Source organism: Labilithrix luteola (assembly GCF_001263205.1).
Taxonomy (GTDB): Bacteria; Myxococcota_A; Polyangia; order Polyangiales; family Polyangiaceae; genus Labilithrix; species Labilithrix luteola.
In genome coordinates this window covers 1,702,627-1,717,861 of the sequence record NZ_CP012333.1, presented here as the reverse complement: position 1 = coordinate 1,717,861, position 15,235 = coordinate 1,702,627, and the positions used below count along the sequence as shown (strand labels likewise).

16 protein-coding genes are annotated in these 15,235 nt (G+C 66.6%); 5 read left to right on the top strand and 11 right to left on the bottom strand.

Features of this window, described 5'->3' with window-relative positions:
- The first annotated feature begins 83 nt into the window (after positions 1 to 83).
- Positions 84 to 1,691 (top strand): serine/threonine-protein kinase, encoded by a 1,608-nt coding sequence (locus AKJ09_RS07800; protein WP_169927358.1) that lies wholly within the window; start codon positions 84 to 86, stop codon positions 1,689 to 1,691.
- Positions 1,692 to 1,698: 7 nt separating this feature from the next.
- Here AKJ09_RS07800 and AKJ09_RS07795 read toward each other — a convergent pair whose 3' ends face one another.
- Positions 1,699 to 2,865 carry a sensor histidine kinase gene (locus AKJ09_RS07795; RefSeq protein ID WP_146646553.1) on the bottom strand — a complete coding sequence of 389 codons (1,167 nt, stop codon included), beginning with the start codon at positions 2,863 to 2,865 and terminating at the stop codon, positions 1,699 to 1,701.
- 93 nt (positions 2,866 to 2,958) lie between these two features.
- Between AKJ09_RS07795 and AKJ09_RS07790 the strand changes: the two genes are divergently transcribed.
- Together AKJ09_RS07790 and AKJ09_RS07785 are read left to right on the top strand one after the other, a co-directional pair.
- Entirely contained in the window at positions 2,959 to 4,350 is a 1,392-nt protein-coding gene (locus AKJ09_RS07790; RefSeq protein WP_146646552.1) for a sigma-54-dependent transcriptional regulator, read from the top strand.
- 151 nt (positions 4,351 to 4,501) lie between these two features.
- The gene (locus AKJ09_RS07785) at positions 4,502 to 4,903 is read left to right on the top strand and encodes a response regulator transcription factor (RefSeq protein ID WP_146646551.1); all 402 of its coding nucleotides are present in this window, start codon (positions 4,502 to 4,504) and stop codon (positions 4,901 to 4,903) included.
- Between the two features lie 43 nt (positions 4,904 to 4,946).
- On the opposite strand, the gene AKJ09_RS07780 is transcribed toward AKJ09_RS07785, so the two are convergent.
- The 4 genes from AKJ09_RS07780 to AKJ09_RS07765 are packed head-to-tail and all read right to left on the bottom strand — an operon-like array spanning position 4,947 to position 8,133.
- On the bottom strand, positions 4,947 to 5,912 hold the full coding sequence (locus AKJ09_RS07780; protein ID WP_146646550.1) for an alginate export family protein: 966 nt from the start codon (positions 5,910 to 5,912) through the stop codon (positions 4,947 to 4,949).
- Positions 5,816 to 6,364, bottom strand: a complete 549-nt coding sequence (locus AKJ09_RS07775) for a hypothetical protein (RefSeq protein ID WP_146646549.1) — start codon at positions 6,362 to 6,364, stop codon at positions 5,816 to 5,818. The genes AKJ09_RS07780 and AKJ09_RS07775 overlap by 97 nt, the downstream gene beginning before the upstream one ends.
- A 10-nt stretch (positions 6,365 to 6,374) precedes the next feature.
- Positions 6,375 to 7,334 (bottom strand): quinone oxidoreductase family protein, encoded by a 960-nt coding sequence (locus AKJ09_RS07770; protein WP_146646548.1) that lies wholly within the window; start codon positions 7,332 to 7,334, stop codon positions 6,375 to 6,377.
- A 22-nt stretch (positions 7,335 to 7,356) separates the two neighbouring features.
- Positions 7,357 to 8,133 (bottom strand): SDR family NAD(P)-dependent oxidoreductase, encoded by a 777-nt coding sequence (locus AKJ09_RS07765; protein ID WP_146646547.1) that lies wholly within the window; start codon positions 8,131 to 8,133, stop codon positions 7,357 to 7,359.
- 249 nt (positions 8,134 to 8,382) lie between these two features.
- Between AKJ09_RS07765 and AKJ09_RS07760 the strand changes: the two genes are divergently transcribed.
- A complete protein-coding gene (locus AKJ09_RS07760; RefSeq protein WP_169927357.1) occupies positions 8,383 to 9,150 on the top strand; it encodes a helix-turn-helix transcriptional regulator in 768 nt (255 codons plus the stop codon).
- Positions 9,151 to 9,185: 35 nt separating this feature from the next.
- Here AKJ09_RS07760 and AKJ09_RS07755 read toward each other — a convergent pair whose 3' ends face one another.
- From AKJ09_RS07755 to AKJ09_RS07730, 6 genes are all read right to left on the bottom strand, one after another.
- Complete coding sequence (locus AKJ09_RS07755; RefSeq protein ID WP_146646545.1) at positions 9,186 to 10,784, bottom strand: MFS transporter; 1,599 nt, start codon at positions 10,782 to 10,784, stop codon at positions 9,186 to 9,188.
- A complete protein-coding gene (locus AKJ09_RS07750; RefSeq protein WP_240488415.1) occupies positions 10,781 to 11,746 on the bottom strand; it encodes an alpha/beta hydrolase in 966 nt (321 codons plus the stop codon). Before AKJ09_RS07750 ends, AKJ09_RS07755 begins: the two co-directional genes overlap by 4 nt.
- 17 nt (positions 11,747 to 11,763) lie before the next feature.
- Entirely contained in the window at positions 11,764 to 12,429 is a 666-nt protein-coding gene (locus AKJ09_RS07745; protein ID WP_146646544.1) for a YceI family protein, read from the bottom strand.
- Between the two features lie 4 nt (positions 12,430 to 12,433).
- On the bottom strand, positions 12,434 to 12,916 hold the full coding sequence (locus AKJ09_RS07740) for an ester cyclase (RefSeq protein ID WP_146646543.1): 483 nt from the start codon (positions 12,914 to 12,916) through the stop codon (positions 12,434 to 12,436).
- An 11-nt stretch (positions 12,917 to 12,927) separates the two neighbouring features.
- Positions 12,928 to 13,548 carry an NADPH-dependent F420 reductase gene (locus AKJ09_RS07735; protein ID WP_146646542.1) on the bottom strand — a complete coding sequence of 207 codons (621 nt, stop codon included), beginning with the start codon at positions 13,546 to 13,548 and terminating at the stop codon, positions 12,928 to 12,930.
- 75 nt (positions 13,549 to 13,623) lie between these two features.
- Positions 13,624 to 14,307: a hydrolase gene (locus AKJ09_RS07730; protein ID WP_240488414.1), complete on the bottom strand. Its 684-nt coding sequence runs from the start codon at positions 14,305 to 14,307 to the stop codon at positions 13,624 to 13,626.
- 182 nt (positions 14,308 to 14,489) lie between these two features.
- Here AKJ09_RS07730 and AKJ09_RS07725 point away from each other — a divergent pair, with 182 nt between their 5' ends.
- The gene (locus AKJ09_RS07725) at positions 14,490 to 15,113 is read left to right on the top strand and encodes a response regulator transcription factor (RefSeq protein WP_146646541.1); all 624 of its coding nucleotides are present in this window, start codon (positions 14,490 to 14,492) and stop codon (positions 15,111 to 15,113) included.
- Positions 15,114 to 15,235 lie beyond the last annotated feature (122 nt).

The following is a 15,235-nucleotide window of genomic DNA, read 5'->3' as shown; positions in this document are numbered from 1 at the left end:
ACGTGTCCGGACGTGTGTCCGGGCCCGCATTGGCTTTCCTCGCGCGCGACGTTGGGTCCGCACATTCGTGGTACCGTCACGCGGTGGCTGGGGTGAACGGCAGTCCTGGCATCGCATCTGGGCCCGCGGGCGACGACGAGACGCGCAAGGCGGAAGCTCTCTTCGGCTCGCGGGTGTCCGCATTCGCGCGGATGTCGGGCGTGTTCACGCTCGCCTTCTTGCTCCCCGAGGTGATCGGTTCGCGAAGCCAAGGAATCACCACGCTTGCGCGCGCGCTCGCGCCGAGTCTGATCATCGGAGCGATCCTGCTCGTCCTCGGGTTTCTCGCGAAGCGCGTCTGGCGCGACCGCAGGATGCACGAGGTGACGGATGCGCTCGTCATCTTCATCGTGTGTTTGGGCTTCGATCTGACGATCTTCGGCGGCCACGTGTCGGACCGCCGGGAGATGGTCCTCGCGCTCGTGTCCTCCAACATGCTCATCGCGCGAGCGGCGGTCGTGCCGAGCACGGGGAAGCGAAGCGCGATCATCGGGGCGCTGGCGTTCACGCCGCTCGTCGTGGTGACGTTCCTTTTCTACCGTTCGAGCGGAGATCCCGCCCTCACGTGGAGCCGCACGGCGTACGCCGCTCAGTGGGGTGCGGTGGCCGTGGCCGCGAGCGCTGGGCTCTCGCGTAGGATCTACACGATGCAGCGCCAGGTGGATGCCGCGCGGCGCTTCGGTCAGTACACGCTCGAGCAGAAGATCGGCGAAGGGGGCATGGGCGAAGTGTTCCGCGCCCGCCATGCGATGCTGCGCCGGCCCACGGCGCTCAAGCTGCTTCCGCGCTCCCGCAGCGGCGCCGGCGCCATCGCACGCTTCGAGCGCGAAGTGCAGATGACGAGCCGCCTCACGCACCCGAACACGATCCAGATTTACGACTACGGACGCGCCGAAGACGGCACGTTCTATTACGCGATGGAGTTTCTGGATGGCCTCACGCTCGAAGAGCTCGTGTTGCGGGATGGTGCCCAGCACCCCGGGCGCGTGGCCCACATCCTGGCCGACATCTGCGCATCACTCGCCGAGGCCCACGAAGCAGGTCTCGTTCATCGTGACATCAAGGCGCAGAACGTCATGCTATGCGCGCGCGGTGGCGCCTATGACGTCGTGAAGGTGCTCGACTTCGGACTGGTGAGAACCGCCGGCGAAGAGAGCGACGAGCCAGGCGGCCTCGCGGGAACGCCGGCCTACATGGCGCCAGAGGCCATCGCGAGTCCGGAGCAATTCGACGCGCGAAGCGATTTGTATGCGGTCGGGGCGCTCGGATACTTTCTGCTCACGGGCGCGAACGTCTTCTCCGGGCCCTCCGCGTTCGAGCTGCTCGGACAGCATCTGCACGCGACGCCGGTGATCCCGTCGGAGCGGGCCGGACGCGAGATCCCCGCGTCGCTCGAACGGCTCGTGCTCACGTGCCTCGCCAAGTCGCCTCACGATCGGGCCGCCAGCGCGTACGCGCTATGCGCGGCGCTGACCGCGCTCCACGACGTGCGGGCCACCTGGGGACAAGCGGATGCGTCACAATGGTGGCGAGAACACGGAGAAAGAAGGCCCGCCAACGACGGAACGGCGAGCGCTCACGACATCGAACGGTCGACGCGGAAGGACGTGGCTCGACCGCTCGCCATCCTCCAGCGCGCGGATGACGCCTGACGCGCGATCACACGCGCGTGATGGTGAGGCGGGTGGTGGGCGAGGTCGTGTGCTCCGAGTCGGGCACGAAGACGGCGACCTCGAGCCCGCCTCCTTGGCGGTTCTGCAGGCGGATCTTGCCAGCGTGCGCCTCGACGATCTCTCGGCAAAGCGCGAGGCCGAGACCGGTGCCTCGCTCCTTGGTCGAATAGAATGGCAGAAGCGCGCTCGCGAGGACCTCGTCACTCATTCCCGGGCCGCGATCACTCACGACGATCGTCCAACCGCCCTCCGCGCGCTCGAGCCCCAGCGTGATCTCCGGCGTTGCGGCGCTCGACTCCTTGGCGTTTTTGACGAGATTTTCCAGCACCTGCCCCATCTGCGCGCGATCGAAGTATCCCGTTCCGCGCGGGACCGCATGCACGCTCACCACGGGGTGCGCTTCGTGAACGGACTCGAAGATCTCCGACCAAGCCACGTGCGCGCGGCGAGGCGAGGGGAGCCGCGCAAGCCGCGCGTAGCCTTCCAGAAACTCCTGGAGGTGCGTTGCGCGCTCCTCGATGGTGGCGAAGACCCGGTCGAGCTGGTGGAGCTTTTCGGGGTGCTGCGCGATCCGGCGCGCCGAGTCGGCCATGGAGGAGATGGGCGCGAGCGAGTTGTTGAGCTCGTGACTGATGACGCGAAGGAGCTTTTTCCAGACTGCGACCTCCTGCCGTCGCAGCTCGCGGGTGAGCGGGCGTACGAGCACGAGAGTCCGCGCATCGTCACCGGGATCGAGGGTGCGCTTGGCCAGGTGATACGTCTCGAACTCGCCCTCGGCATCGACGGAAAAAAGGGCATCTTCGCTGCCCAGGAGCGCGTCGCGAAACGGCGCCGGAGCGGCATCCAGCATCGAGAGAAGGTTTTCGCCGGCTGCATCGCGTCCGCCGAAAAAGAGCTCACGCGCTGCGGGGTTGGTGAAGATCATGGTGCCGACGCGATCGAGAAGGAGGATGGCCATCGGCGCTGCGTCGACCACCGCTCCGAACATCCGTTCGCGCGTCGCGCTATCGCGACGTGCGGCCTCGAGCGAGGTCGACAGAGTCGACAACTTTCTGTTTGCACGCGTGAGTGCTCGCGATGCCCATGCCCCTGCCAATCCGGCTCCGGCGACGAACGCCAGCACCACCCCGACGACCACCGAGACCTCGACCATGCGTGCTCCCAAGCACCTAGCGTGCCGGCGGTTGTCCTATGCTTCGTCGGGCCACCTACCGACATGGCGCATGATGCATCATAGCGAGGGAGCATGAGGAAGATCCTCGTCGTCGACGACAATCCGGCCATCGGCGCCGCGCTCGTCTTGCTGTTCGAGCTCGAAGGCATGGGCGTCATCGTCGCACGCTCGCCGGAGGAGGCGCTCGACGTCCTCGGTCGGGAAGACATCGCGGTCGTCCTGCAGGACATGAACTTCACGCGCGACACCACCTCCGGTGAGGAGGGGGTGGCCCTCATGCGCGCGATCAAGCGGATCGATCAGCAAATCCCCATCTTGCTCATGACCGCGTTCACATCCCTCGAGACCGCTGTGCGTCTGGTGAAGGAAGGGGCCAGCGACTACATCGCGAAGCCGTGGAAGAACGAGAAGCTGGTCGCCACCGTTCGCAATCTCGTCGAGCTGAGGCGCCTCTCTGACGAGAACGGCCGCATGTCCACCGCGCGCACCCGCGTGCGCACCGAGCTTGCGTCCAAATTCGACCTTCGAGGGATCGTCTACGAAAGTGCGGAGATGCACGAAGTGGCGTCGCTCGCGTCGCGCGTTGCAAACGCCGACGTTCCTATTTTGATATTGGGGCCGAACGGATCAGGCAAAGAGAAGCTCGCCGAAATCGTGCAGGCCAATAGCCGGCGAAAGGCGAAGCCGTTCATCAAAGTCAACGCGGGGGCACTCCCGGAGCAACTCCTCGAAGCAGAGCTCTTCGGCGCGGAGGCGGGCGCTTTTACCGGCGCTGCGCGCACGCGCATCGGCCGCTTCGAAGAAGCGCACGGGGGAACGCTCTTCCTGGACGAGATCGGGAACCTCTCGATGGCCGGCCAGATGAAGCTTCTGCGCGTGCTGCAAACGGGGGAGTTTCAGCGCATCGGGTCGAACGTCTCGCGCAAGGCCGACGTTCGCGTGATCGCCGCCACGAACGTGGATATCCCGCACGCCATCCGCCAGGGCACCTTCCGCGAAGATCTCTATTTCCGACTCAACGTCATCGAACTTCGTGTGCCAGCGCTGCGCGACCGCGTCGACGACATCCTCGTGCTCGCCGACCACTTCTTCGCAGCACGAAGGGCGGACACGAAGGCGACGCATGGATTCTCCGCGGCGGCCCGCGAAGCACTGACGATGCACGATTGGCCGGGAAACGTGCGCGAGCTCGAAAATCGAGTGCAGCGCGCCGTCCTCATCGCACAAGGATCGGAAATATCCGTCGAGGATCTTGGACTCACCGTAACGACGTCACGGACAAACGACACGCCGGAAGCGAGCGACGACCGCGCCGAGCTCGAACGCGTGTTGCGCGAGTCCGACGGCGTCGTCACCGTCGCCGCGGCGCTCCTCGGTGTCAGCCGGCAAGCGTTCTACCGACGGATGCAGCGCGCAGGATTGCACCTCGAACGACGCGTCAAACCCGACGGCACGCCACGCTGAGGCCCACGCTGGCTGGTCCGCCGCCCCCAGCCATCCACGCCGATCTCGAGCGCATCGGCGTGCAGCCCGCGTATCCGTGCGCGAGACGAGAGCACTCATACGAAGGTATGATGGTCGCCGGACCGAGAACGATCCATGGTACCGAGCGGTCATGCGTGGAGCTCTGGTTTGCATCGTCGATGATGACGAGGCTGTGCGAAGGTCGCTCTGCGCGCTCTTCCGCTCCGCAGGGCATTCCGTCGAGACCTTCGCTTCCGCCGTGGACTTCCTTGCCTCCAACGTGCTTCCGCGCACGGGATGCCTCGTCGTCGACGTTTCCATGCCGGAAATCACCGGGCCCGAGCTGCAAGCGCGGCTCGTCGCGGAGTGCACCAGCCCCCTCCCGTTGCCGATCATCTTCATGTCGGGGCGAGCGGATGAGTCGGTCCGCGCGCGCGTCCTCGCCGCGGGAGCGCTCGCGTTCCTGTCCAAACCCCTCGACGACGAGGTCCTGCTCACGACCGTGGAGGCGGCACTCGACGGCCGTGAGAGATCTGTCGCTCCGCGAGCCTGAGTACGGCGAGATCGGTTGAGCTCGTACCCCGCATCGCCTCTGCTCAATACGTGAACGTCGTCCATGTTCCGAACCAGTCGACGTCTCGCCCTGTCGCAGCGCGGATCGACGGACCGGCGACGACGTGCGACCAGCCCGCGTTGACCGAGAAGTGACGCGAGACGATGTGCCCGAGCGTCACCGACGCCTGAGCCGCCGTGAACCTCGCGTCGGATGCGGTCGGGCTCGCGAGCACGCGTCCGGGCATCGTGTAGACGGCATCCTCCGTCGACTGTCGCCAGAAGAACGTGCAGCCGGCTTCCATCGTTACCCTCTCCGCCCGCAGCTGAAAGAGCGGATGCACGGCGTAGAGGTTCGAGGGATAGATCGCACCGACTGCGCCGAAGAACTGCGGCGCGGGGAAGAAGGGGTGAAAGGTGCCGACACGGCCGTCGCCCGGGTGCGCGTCGCCACTGAGCGCGTCGGCGCGGACGCCGATCCATCCCCGCGAGAGGATACCTGGGAGCCGCTGCAGCGCGGCGCCGGCGAAGCCCCATGCGCGTATCGAGGCGCTCGCAGCCGAGCCTGTCTGGAGCAACGCATGAAGGGCGTACTCGAGGCCCGAATCGAGGGCGCCGTCGATGCGCGTCCCGAACATGTGCCGGACTTCACGACCGGAGACGTCCGCATAGACGACCAGAGGGCGCGTGCGGCCGAGATAGAACGCCTCGACGCTCAGCCGTCGACGAGCAAGGACGTCGAAGGTCCAGTACGAGCCCCAGAATCGGTTCTCCAGCCCGAGACCATCATCGAAGGCACCTCGTTCGAGCGCCGGCACAGCGCCGAGGAAGGTCTCGTTCGACCAGCTTCGTCCGCTGCTTGTGAGTCGGACCAGATCGAACGTCTGCCGAACGTTCATTCCGTCGCGGAGGCTCACCCAGCGCGCGGTCCTGCCGAGCGGCATCTCCTGGCGGCCGGCGCGCGCGACGAAGACGGTGTCCCCGAGCTCCGCCCGCGATTCGAGGAACACCTGTTGGATGTCGAGGGCGTCCGCGTCGGGGGGCCTGTCCGCGCCGGATCGCCGAGCGCGAGATGCGAGCCGAGCTGAGTGAAGACGCGCAGCCCGAGCGCGAGGTGAACATCGGCGTGGACGAGATTCCTCACGAGCAGGACGCTGTCGCGAGGGACCACGTCCGGTCGCGTGAGCCCCTCGAGGAGCTCGTACTGCAGCCGTGTCTGGCCGCCGAAGGAGACATAGCCCACACCTTCGAGCGGCACGTGCTTGATCGGATCGAAGACGTCGTCCTCACGCCCGTGCATCCGGTGTGGGTAGTCCTCGAGATATCGGAGCGGCTTGTATTGCGGGATCTCCGCGGGGTACTGCTCCTCCGTCGCCGGCGGAGCAGCGTGCGCGGACTCTGCGCTCGAGACGGTAACGCCGAGCACCACCGCCAACGCGGCAGCAAACGATATCGCGGACACGGAGGCGGCTTCAGCGAGGTACGAGGACGTGACGTGCGGACGTGTCGCCGTTCGCGACCGCTGCGTAGACTTCGGGCGCCCGCTCGAGCGGCCAGCGTTTCGTCGGGGGCGCCTCGAGCTGTCCTTCCTCGAAGCCCACGCGCAGCTCGTTCATGATCGCTGCGAGCTCGTGGCCCTCGAGCTTCGCGGTGTCTACACCAATGAGCCGCTGGCGCTGGTGGTAGAAGTCGACCAGATCGAGGCCGACACGACGCTGGCCCACGCTTGCGATGACGACCTGGCGCCCGCCGAGTGCGAGTGACCGAAGCGCCGACTCGAAGACCGGCCCGCCGACGACATCGAGCACGACATCGGCGCCCTTGCCGTCGGTGAGCGCTTTGACCTCGGTCACGAGATCCTGTGCCTTCATGTCGACGAAGGCCTCGTTCGGCGAAGGCGCCCGCCCGTGAATGGTGATGTCGGCGCCGATGACACGAGCACCTCTCCAGCGCGCGATCTGTCTCGCCGCGCGTCCGACCGCGCCCATCGCGCCGGTGACGAGCACGGTCTCTCCCGCCTGAAGGGCTGCCGCGTCGACCAGCGCTGCCCATGCGACGATGTACGGGACGCCGATGGTGGCAGCCTCGTCCATCGCGAGTCCGCTCGGGCTTTCGGAGAGCCAGGACGACGGCACGGTGACGAGCTCGGCATGTGCTCCGTCGCGGTGCACGCCGAAACCCGCGCCGCTACCCCAGACGGCTTTCCCCTTCCAGCGCGCGTCGCCGGAGACGACGATCCCTGCATAGTCACGTCCCGGCGTTCGCGGGAGCGAGGGCTCGAAGATGCCCGACACCATCTTCACGTCGCTCGGATTGACCGGCGATGCGTGGACTTCGACGAGGACCTCGCCGGCAGTAGGAGCCGGTGCCTCGATGTCCTCGAGCGCGAGGACCGACGGTGGGCCGTATTGGTGAAACCGAAGCGCTCTCATCTCTTTCTCTCCTTCTTTTGGCTCACGACGGCTCGAATCCGCCGATGGTCATCCCGCCATCGACGACCAGCATTTGCCCCATCACGTAACTTGCCTGCGCGGAGCACAGCCAGACCGCCGCCTCGGCGATCTCGATCGGCTGAGCGCCGCGTTTGGCCGGGATCGCCGCGCGTGCGAGGGCTGCGAAGGCTGGGTTCTGCGCGCTGTTGGCGACGACCATCGGCGTCTCGGTCCACCCTGGAGCGAGCGTGTTCACGCGGATTCCGTGCGCGGCGTTCTCCATCGCCGCGACGCGAGTGAGGCCGTGCACGCCGTGCTTCGACGCCGCGTAGGCGCACATGGCGCCGGGCCCAGTCAGCGCTGCGACCGAGGCGGTATTGCAAATCGCTCCGCCACCGCTCTTCCGCATGAGCGGAAGCTCGTACTTCATTCCGAGGAATACACTCCGCAAGTTGATCCGAACCACGTTGTCGAAGTCGGAAGTGGGGTAGTCCTCGATCCGATGTGCTCCGCCGGTGATGCCGGCGTTGTTGAACGCAATGTCGAGGCGACCGGATTCCTCGGCGATCCGTGCGATGAAGGCGGCCACGGCGGCCTCGTCGGCGACGTCGAGGTGAGCGATGTTCGCTCGCCCGCCCGCATTCGTGATGAGTGCCTGCGTCTCGGCGAGGCCGCGGTCGTTCACGTCGGCGCCGTAGACGTGGGCGCCACGAGCGGCGAACGCGCGCGCGGCCTCGCGACCGATACCGGAGCCCGCTCCGGTAACGACGGCGACCTTTCCTTCGAAGTCAATGGACATGTGAAATCCCTTCTGGCAGCGCAAGCGTGACGAGCTGGCTGCACGCTCGATGTTGAAGACGGCGCTTGGAAAAGCCTGTGCGTTCGATCATTCTTCTGGCCGATGCGCGCACCGATTCGGGGGGACGAAAGCCGCATTCGACTCAGAGATCGAACCGGCCGCGACTATGCGACCGCGGAAGCCGATGCTGTCGTTCATGCGAGCAGCCGTCTCGACTGGCGTTCGCCGCTCGTCTTCGAGGTGCATCGCATGGAGCCCCACGAATACGAAGAGCACGTCGTCGTCGGCCACCAGCTGATGTTGAACCTCGGAGAGCCCGTCGAGCTCGGATGGCGTACCGAGAGTCGGCGGCACGAAGGAACGCTCCACACCGGCGCCTTGTGCATCCAGTCCGACGGAGTCACCAATGCGCCGCGCTGGCGGGATACGCTGACGTTCGCGACGGCGTCCATTCCGCCGTCGATGATCGAAGCTGCGCTCGGAGAGCTCGTTCGTGCGCCCTCGGCGACGTTCATCCAGCGACACTGCGTTCCTGATCGCCAAGCCCACGAGTTCGTGACGACGCTCGCCGCCGAGCTCGCTTCCCCGACCGAGCCGCTCTTCGCCGAGACCTTGTCGCACGCATTCGTGCTCCATCTCCTTGCTGCGCACGGCGAGGCGCCGGGACGAAAGCAGCTCGCCCCGAAGGGGAAGCTCCGACCCGCACAGCTTCGTGCCGTCCTCGAGATGATGCACGCAGAGCTCGGGACGAGCCTCAGCCTGACCAGGATGGCGGAGTGCGCCGGCTATTCGCCGTTCCAGTTCTCCCGTCTCTTCAAGACGACCACCGGTCTCCCGCCGCACGCGTTCGTGCTTCGCCTGCGGCTCGAGCGCGCTCGGCGCTTGCTCCGCGAAGGAGACCACACGCCCACGAACGTCGCGTTGATGACGGGGTTCTACGACCAGTCCCATTTTACGAACGTGTTTCGCAAGGCGTTCGGCATGACGCCGAAGATGTTTGCCAGCGGACGTCATTGAGGTCTTCTGACTCACGAGACACGCGCTCCCGAAGGTCACGCAGGCCTCGCGCGCAGGAGATGCCTGGCCTGCGCGGGCTCGGTACCGACGTGGAACGAGGCGACACGCGCCTCGAGCGCTCGATCCCCGATCGTGACGCGCGCGTGCTGGCGCACGTGCTCACTCCATGACTCGACCAGGAACTCCTCCACGAAGCGAGCGGGCGCGGCTGCATCTTGGTAGACGGCCCACTCGACGGCGCCATCACGACGACGAACGCGTCCTAGCTCGTGAACGGCAGCAAGGAAGGCGTCCGCGTTCGCGAGGTCGATCGCGTATTCGATCGAGACGAGAACCGGTCCGTCGCTCGGGCGTGCCTCCGATACGAGCACGGGCTTCGGCCAGTGAAGCGACGCGGCAACGTCCTCGCTTCGTCGGGCCTCGATTCGGAAGCGCGCGCCGAAGAGGATCCCGCAGACCATGACGCCCGCTCCGGCGCCGAGCGCGGCGCTGAGTCCCCAGCGCTCGGCGACGCCTCCCCAAAGGGCCGCGCCGGCACCAACACCTCCCTGGAAGACGATCGCGAACACGGCGAGCGCCCGTGCACGCACCCAATCGGGCGAGCTGTGCTGAATGGCGACGTTCAGGCTCGAGACGATCGCGATCCAGCCGCCGCCCGCGACGACCATCGCGAGAAAGGCGATTGGCAAGACGCGTACGAACGCCAGCACGAGCGTTGCTGCAGCGAAGGCCAGCGTGCCGAGCTTCACCAGAGCTTCGAGCGAGAGCCGCTCGCGCACCCGCGGAAGTAACGTCACCGTCAGAATCGCGCCGAAGCCGAGCGCTGCAACGAACGCTCCGAACGAGAGCGATCCGAGCCCGAGACTCACCCGTCCGATGGTCGGCAAGAGAGCCCACAACGCGCTGGCTGGGACGAAGAAGAGCGCCGCCCGGACGAGCACGATCTTCGACCCCGGTGCATGGAGGACATGCCGAACACCGGCACGGATCCCAGAGGCGACCTGCTCGGGAGGAGTCGAGCTCGCCACGGCACGGCGTTGCCAACGAACCAGCGTGACGATCACGAAGAGGACGCACGCCGCGTTCAGCAGGAAAACCACGCCAGGGCTCGTGGCGCTGATGACGCCTCCGGCAACGGCCGGCCCGAGCGCGCGCGCAACGTTGAACGCGATCCCGCTCAGCGCGATCGCCGCGGGAAGCTCTACGGGGTCGACGAGCTCCGGCACGATGGCCTGCCACACGGGCGCCGTCGCCGCCGCGCCGATGCCGAGCGCGAATGCGAACATCAAGAGGATGGTCGGCGTCGCCCCGCCGAGCAGCGTGACGATCCCGAGGCTGGTGGCGACAGCGAACATCCATGCCTGAGCGCCGATGAGGAGCTTCCGCCGGTCCATCGCGTCGCCCATCGCGCCCGCCGGGAGCGCGAACACGAACAGGGGAATGCCCACAGCCGTCTCGAGCAAGGCGACCATGAGCGGCGAAGCGGTCGTGGACGTCATCACCCACGCCTCCCCGACATCCTGCATCCATGTCCCGAGGTACGAGAAGAGCATCGCGAGCCACAGTGCGCGGAACACCCGCCCTTTGAGGGGGCTCCAGGCGCCGGGGGTTCGAGCGGACAGAGCGGCGGTCATGGGGTGTCTCCGAACGAGCGGCGGAACCAGCGGCTCAGCGCCCGCCTACGATCCTCATCGAGCTGCTGCGCGACCGACGTGTGCCGGAACTTGTCGAAGCCATGTACAGCGCCGGGATAGACATGGCACTCGACTGAAACGCCGGCCCGAAGCAGGCTGAGCGCGTAGGCGATGTCTTCCTCGACGAAGAGGTCGAGCGCGCCGACGGCGAGGAACGTCGGCGGCAGCCCGGCGAGCTCGGTGGCGAGGGAGGGCGAGAAGTAGCCAGCGCGATCGTCATCGAGCGCGTAGCTCCCCCGCAGCGCGCGCCAGCCGAAACGCGCCAGCGTGGTGACCCATTCCATTGGTCCACGGTCGCTCGTGTCCAGCGCGCTCGCGGCGGCGGTGCGGTGATCGAGCATCGGGTAGAGGAGCACTTGCGCGGCGGGCCGGATCTCGTCGCTATCGCGCGCGAAGAGCGTGACCGCCGCGGCGAGCCCTCCGCCGGCGCTCTCTCCCATGACCGCGATGCGGCTCGCGTCGATGGAGAGCCACGACGCGTTCTCGAAGACCCAGACGAGCCCCGTGTAACAGTCCTCGAGCGGCTCCGGAAACGTGACCTCGGGCGCAAGGCGGTAGTCGACCGCCACGACGGTCGCCTCGTTGTCCTCCGCGAGCCGCCAGTTCTCGGCATCCATCATGGCAGCGGAGCCCATCACGTAGCCTCCGCCGTGGATCGTGTAGAGCGCTGGCGTAGGCGAGTGCCCGGCCGTCGGGGCGTAGATGCGCAGCTCGATATCGCCGGCCCCCGTTGCGCGAGGGACGCGCACGATTCGAGGCGCGCGAGCGGGCCCTCCCATCCGCTCGAACGCCTCGATGACGGCGAGCCGCTGCGTCGCGAGCTCGGACTCCTCGTCGAAGAGCGGAGCCGCGTGTGCCAGCGCGGCTTCGAGCTCGGGATCCATGCGTGCCTGCCGGTTCATCGGTTCCCTCTCTCCGTTCAGTTCTTCGCCAATGCTTCGGTGTCGATCTCGATCGTCACGTCGGCGTCTGTCGCGTTTGCGCCGATCTCCTCGAGCAGCTCGCGCACCATTCCGAACTCGGCCCGCCTGGTGCCCGCCTTCGCGTGAAACGCGATTCGCGCAGGCCTGCCGCTCTCCGCCGGAGCCGTGCCCTCGAAGGCGAACGTGAGCGGAACCACCTTCGTGACACCACGGATGTCGAGCACGCCGTCGACCACCCAACCGTCCGAGGAGGGGCGGATACCGCGTCCGCGATACGTGATCGAGGGCGAGCGCGCGACGTCGAAGAACGCCGCGCTCCGAAGGTCCTCGTCGCGCACCGCGTTCTGGGTGTCGACGCTGGCGGCCTCGATGGTCACGTCGACGCTGCATGCCGCAGGATCGCGATCGATGACGATGGTGCCAGCCATCTTGTCGAAGCGCCCGCGGACTTGCCCGACGACCTTGTGACGCGCCGTGAAGTAGATGAACGTATGCGGTGGATCGAGCACGTAGGTCGCTGGCGCCGGTAGGTCCGGGGTGCCCTTGACCGGTGCTCCCGCCTGCTTCGCCGACGCCGGCGGAGCAGAGCCGGGCGGAGAATGACAAGCCGAGAAGAGCAGCACCGCAGAGGCGGCGAGGCTGCTTCGTAGAGCTCGACGCACGACGCTACGACTCCGACTTGAGCTGCCGAAGTCCGGTCATCCAGTCTTCCGTATGCCAACTACGGACGATCTTCCCGTCTTCGAACTGGTGAATGTCGATCGCCTGAATCGAGATCTTCCGATTCCTCGGCGGCACTCCGAGGAAGGGCCCCGTTTGGGTCCCCGTGATCTCCGAACGAACGATGACCTTGTTGCCGTCCTGCAGGACGTCCTTGATCGTCAGCTTCAGATCCGGGAACGCCGTCGTGAGCTCGACGAGGATGTCCTTCGCTCCTTGCCGTCCGGGCGCCTGGCCCGGCGCTGGCGGAACGTCGTCCCAGCTCGCGCTGAGGATCTTGTCGACGAGCGCAGGGTCTTTTTGATTGAAGGCGTCGTACCAGACGAGGACGTCGTTCTTGTGGCTCGTATTCGCCTGATGAGTACACGAAGCTGCACCAAGAACTACGAACGTCGAGATTGCCAAACGACCCAATACCTTCGAGACCATTGGCCCCTCCTTCAGTGCGCCCGCCGCGTCGGCGCGGGCTGTTTGACGAGGTCGAGTGCCACGAGCGCGCCTCCGAACTGCTGTGGCCGCCCGCCTTCTCGGAGGGCGCCGAGGACGATCGCGGCGAAGCCAAGACGCTCGCCGAGCGCCCCGATCGCGGCGTTCGCATCGGAGTCGTTGCCCGACACGAAGAGCACACGCCGACCACCGTGTTGCTCGGGGTCGGAAGCGAGGATGGCGGCGGGCAGGGTGTTGAACGCCTTCACGACGCGTGCGCCCGGCACCGCGTCGCTCACGACCTCGGTCGAGAGACGTCCGCCGAGGTCGCTCGGTTGGAAGGCGGGAAAAGCGACCGCGTTGGTCGCATCCACGACGATGCGTCCGTCCCAAGATCCGCCCTGGCGCACCACGTCGGGGACGGCGTTGAACGGTACGGCGAGAACGACCACGTCGGCACGAAGCGCGTCCGCCACGGTGCTCGCTCTCACGCTAGGCCCTAGGGTCCGAGTGAGGACGGCGAGCGAGCTCGGGCCGCGCGCGTTTGCGATGAGCACGTCGATGCCCCGACGGGCAAACTGGGTCGCGAGCGCGCCGCCGATGGCTCCAGAGCCGATGATTGCGTAGGTAGTCATGACATCCTCTTTCGTGAGCTGAATGGGTGGAGCCCGGTCGCCGACGCCACGGCGCGGTCGGCGACCGGAGCTTCCTCAGACGCCGCGCGCCGCAGCTCCGTTGGTGCCGTTTGCCTTGAGAAGCTGGAGCTCCCACGCGAGGTTCGTGGCCGACGCGCCACCGTGGTCGAGCATGATCTCAGCGAGCTTGCCGGCCGTGTTCTCACGCGCCCAGTCGCGCTGCAGCTCGGCGCCAAACACGACCGTGGTGAGCGGCACGGCGCCAGCCTGGATCATGCGCTGGATGCCCATCTCGTGCGCTTCGACGGTCGTACCGCCGGACGCGTCGGTGACGAAGTACACCTCGTAGCCGTCTCCGAGCGCGTCGAGGACCGGGAAGGCGAGACAGATCTCCGTCCAGAGCGCCGCGAAGACGATCTTCTTGCGGCCTGTCTGCTCGACCCACTTCACGCAACGCTCGTCTTCCCACGTGTTGATCGTCGTCCGATCGATCGGCACCTGCTCCGGGAAGACATCCTGCAGCGGCTTGATGAGATTGCCGCCACGGTCCTTGAGCACCGTGCTGAGGAGCGTGGGGACGTTGAACGCCTTGGCCGCCTTCGCGAGCTGGACGACGTTGTTGATCATCAACGCCGCGTCGATGTTCTTGACGCCACTGACCTGGAACGGCTGATGGTCGATCAGCACCAGAACGCAGTTGTCGGGCGTGAGCATCGAGTCGCGACCGACCTTCACGGGCTGTGAGTTCTTCATCTTCATGTTCGCTTCCTTTTTGCGAGACCGTCCTCAGTCTCGAGGCGCCCTACTGCAGGGGCGGTGCCATGCACGATCGCCCGTGAATTGCGCTACGAGCCCGCCCTGCGCTGTCGTCCGTACGTCACGATGACGATCGGTGGACACGTCGGGTGACGGCTCTCGTTCCGGATGGTACGAACGCCGAGATGCCCAACGTCAGGGTCTTCGTCGTCGATGACGACTCCGCGGTGCGCTCCGCGCTCGCGAGCCTCCTTCGATCTGCAGGATGGGAGGTCGAGCTCTTCGGCTCGGCTGACGAGCTGCTCGCCCGCGCGAGCACCGACGCGCCCGACTGCCTCGTGCTCGACGTCGAGCTCCCTGGTCTGAGCGGGCTCGATCTGCAAGACCAGTTGGCCGAGAGGCGATGGGACAGCCCGATCGTCTTCATCACGGGACGAGGCGATATCCCCATGACCGTTCGCGCAATGAAGGCAGGCGCGCTCGAGTTCCTGACGAAGCCGCTCCTCGACGAGGACCTGCTGCGGGCGGTCGGCGAGGCCGTCGCCAAGCGCTCCACCGCCCAGCAGCTCCGTGCAGAGATCGTCGAGATTCGTGAGACCTACGCGTCCCTGAGCCCTCGCGAGCGTGAGGTGATGGCGCTGGTGGTGAAGGGGCTCCTGAACAAGCAGGTGGCGGCGCAGCTCGGCACGACCGAAATCACCGTCAAGCAGCAGCGCGGCCGAGTGATGCGCAAGATGCGGGCAGGCTCGCTCGCCGAGCTCGTGCGAATGGCCGAGAAGCTGAAGAGCCTCTCGCCCGACGACGGCTGACGGCGCGACTCATCCGAACGATCGCGCACGTTTTTCCAAGAATGCTTCGGGGGTATCCGGCATGCTTGGCCGAGCTCCTCGGCGGCGTCCGTGCGGCGCCCGCGATGTCGTCGACGAAGGTG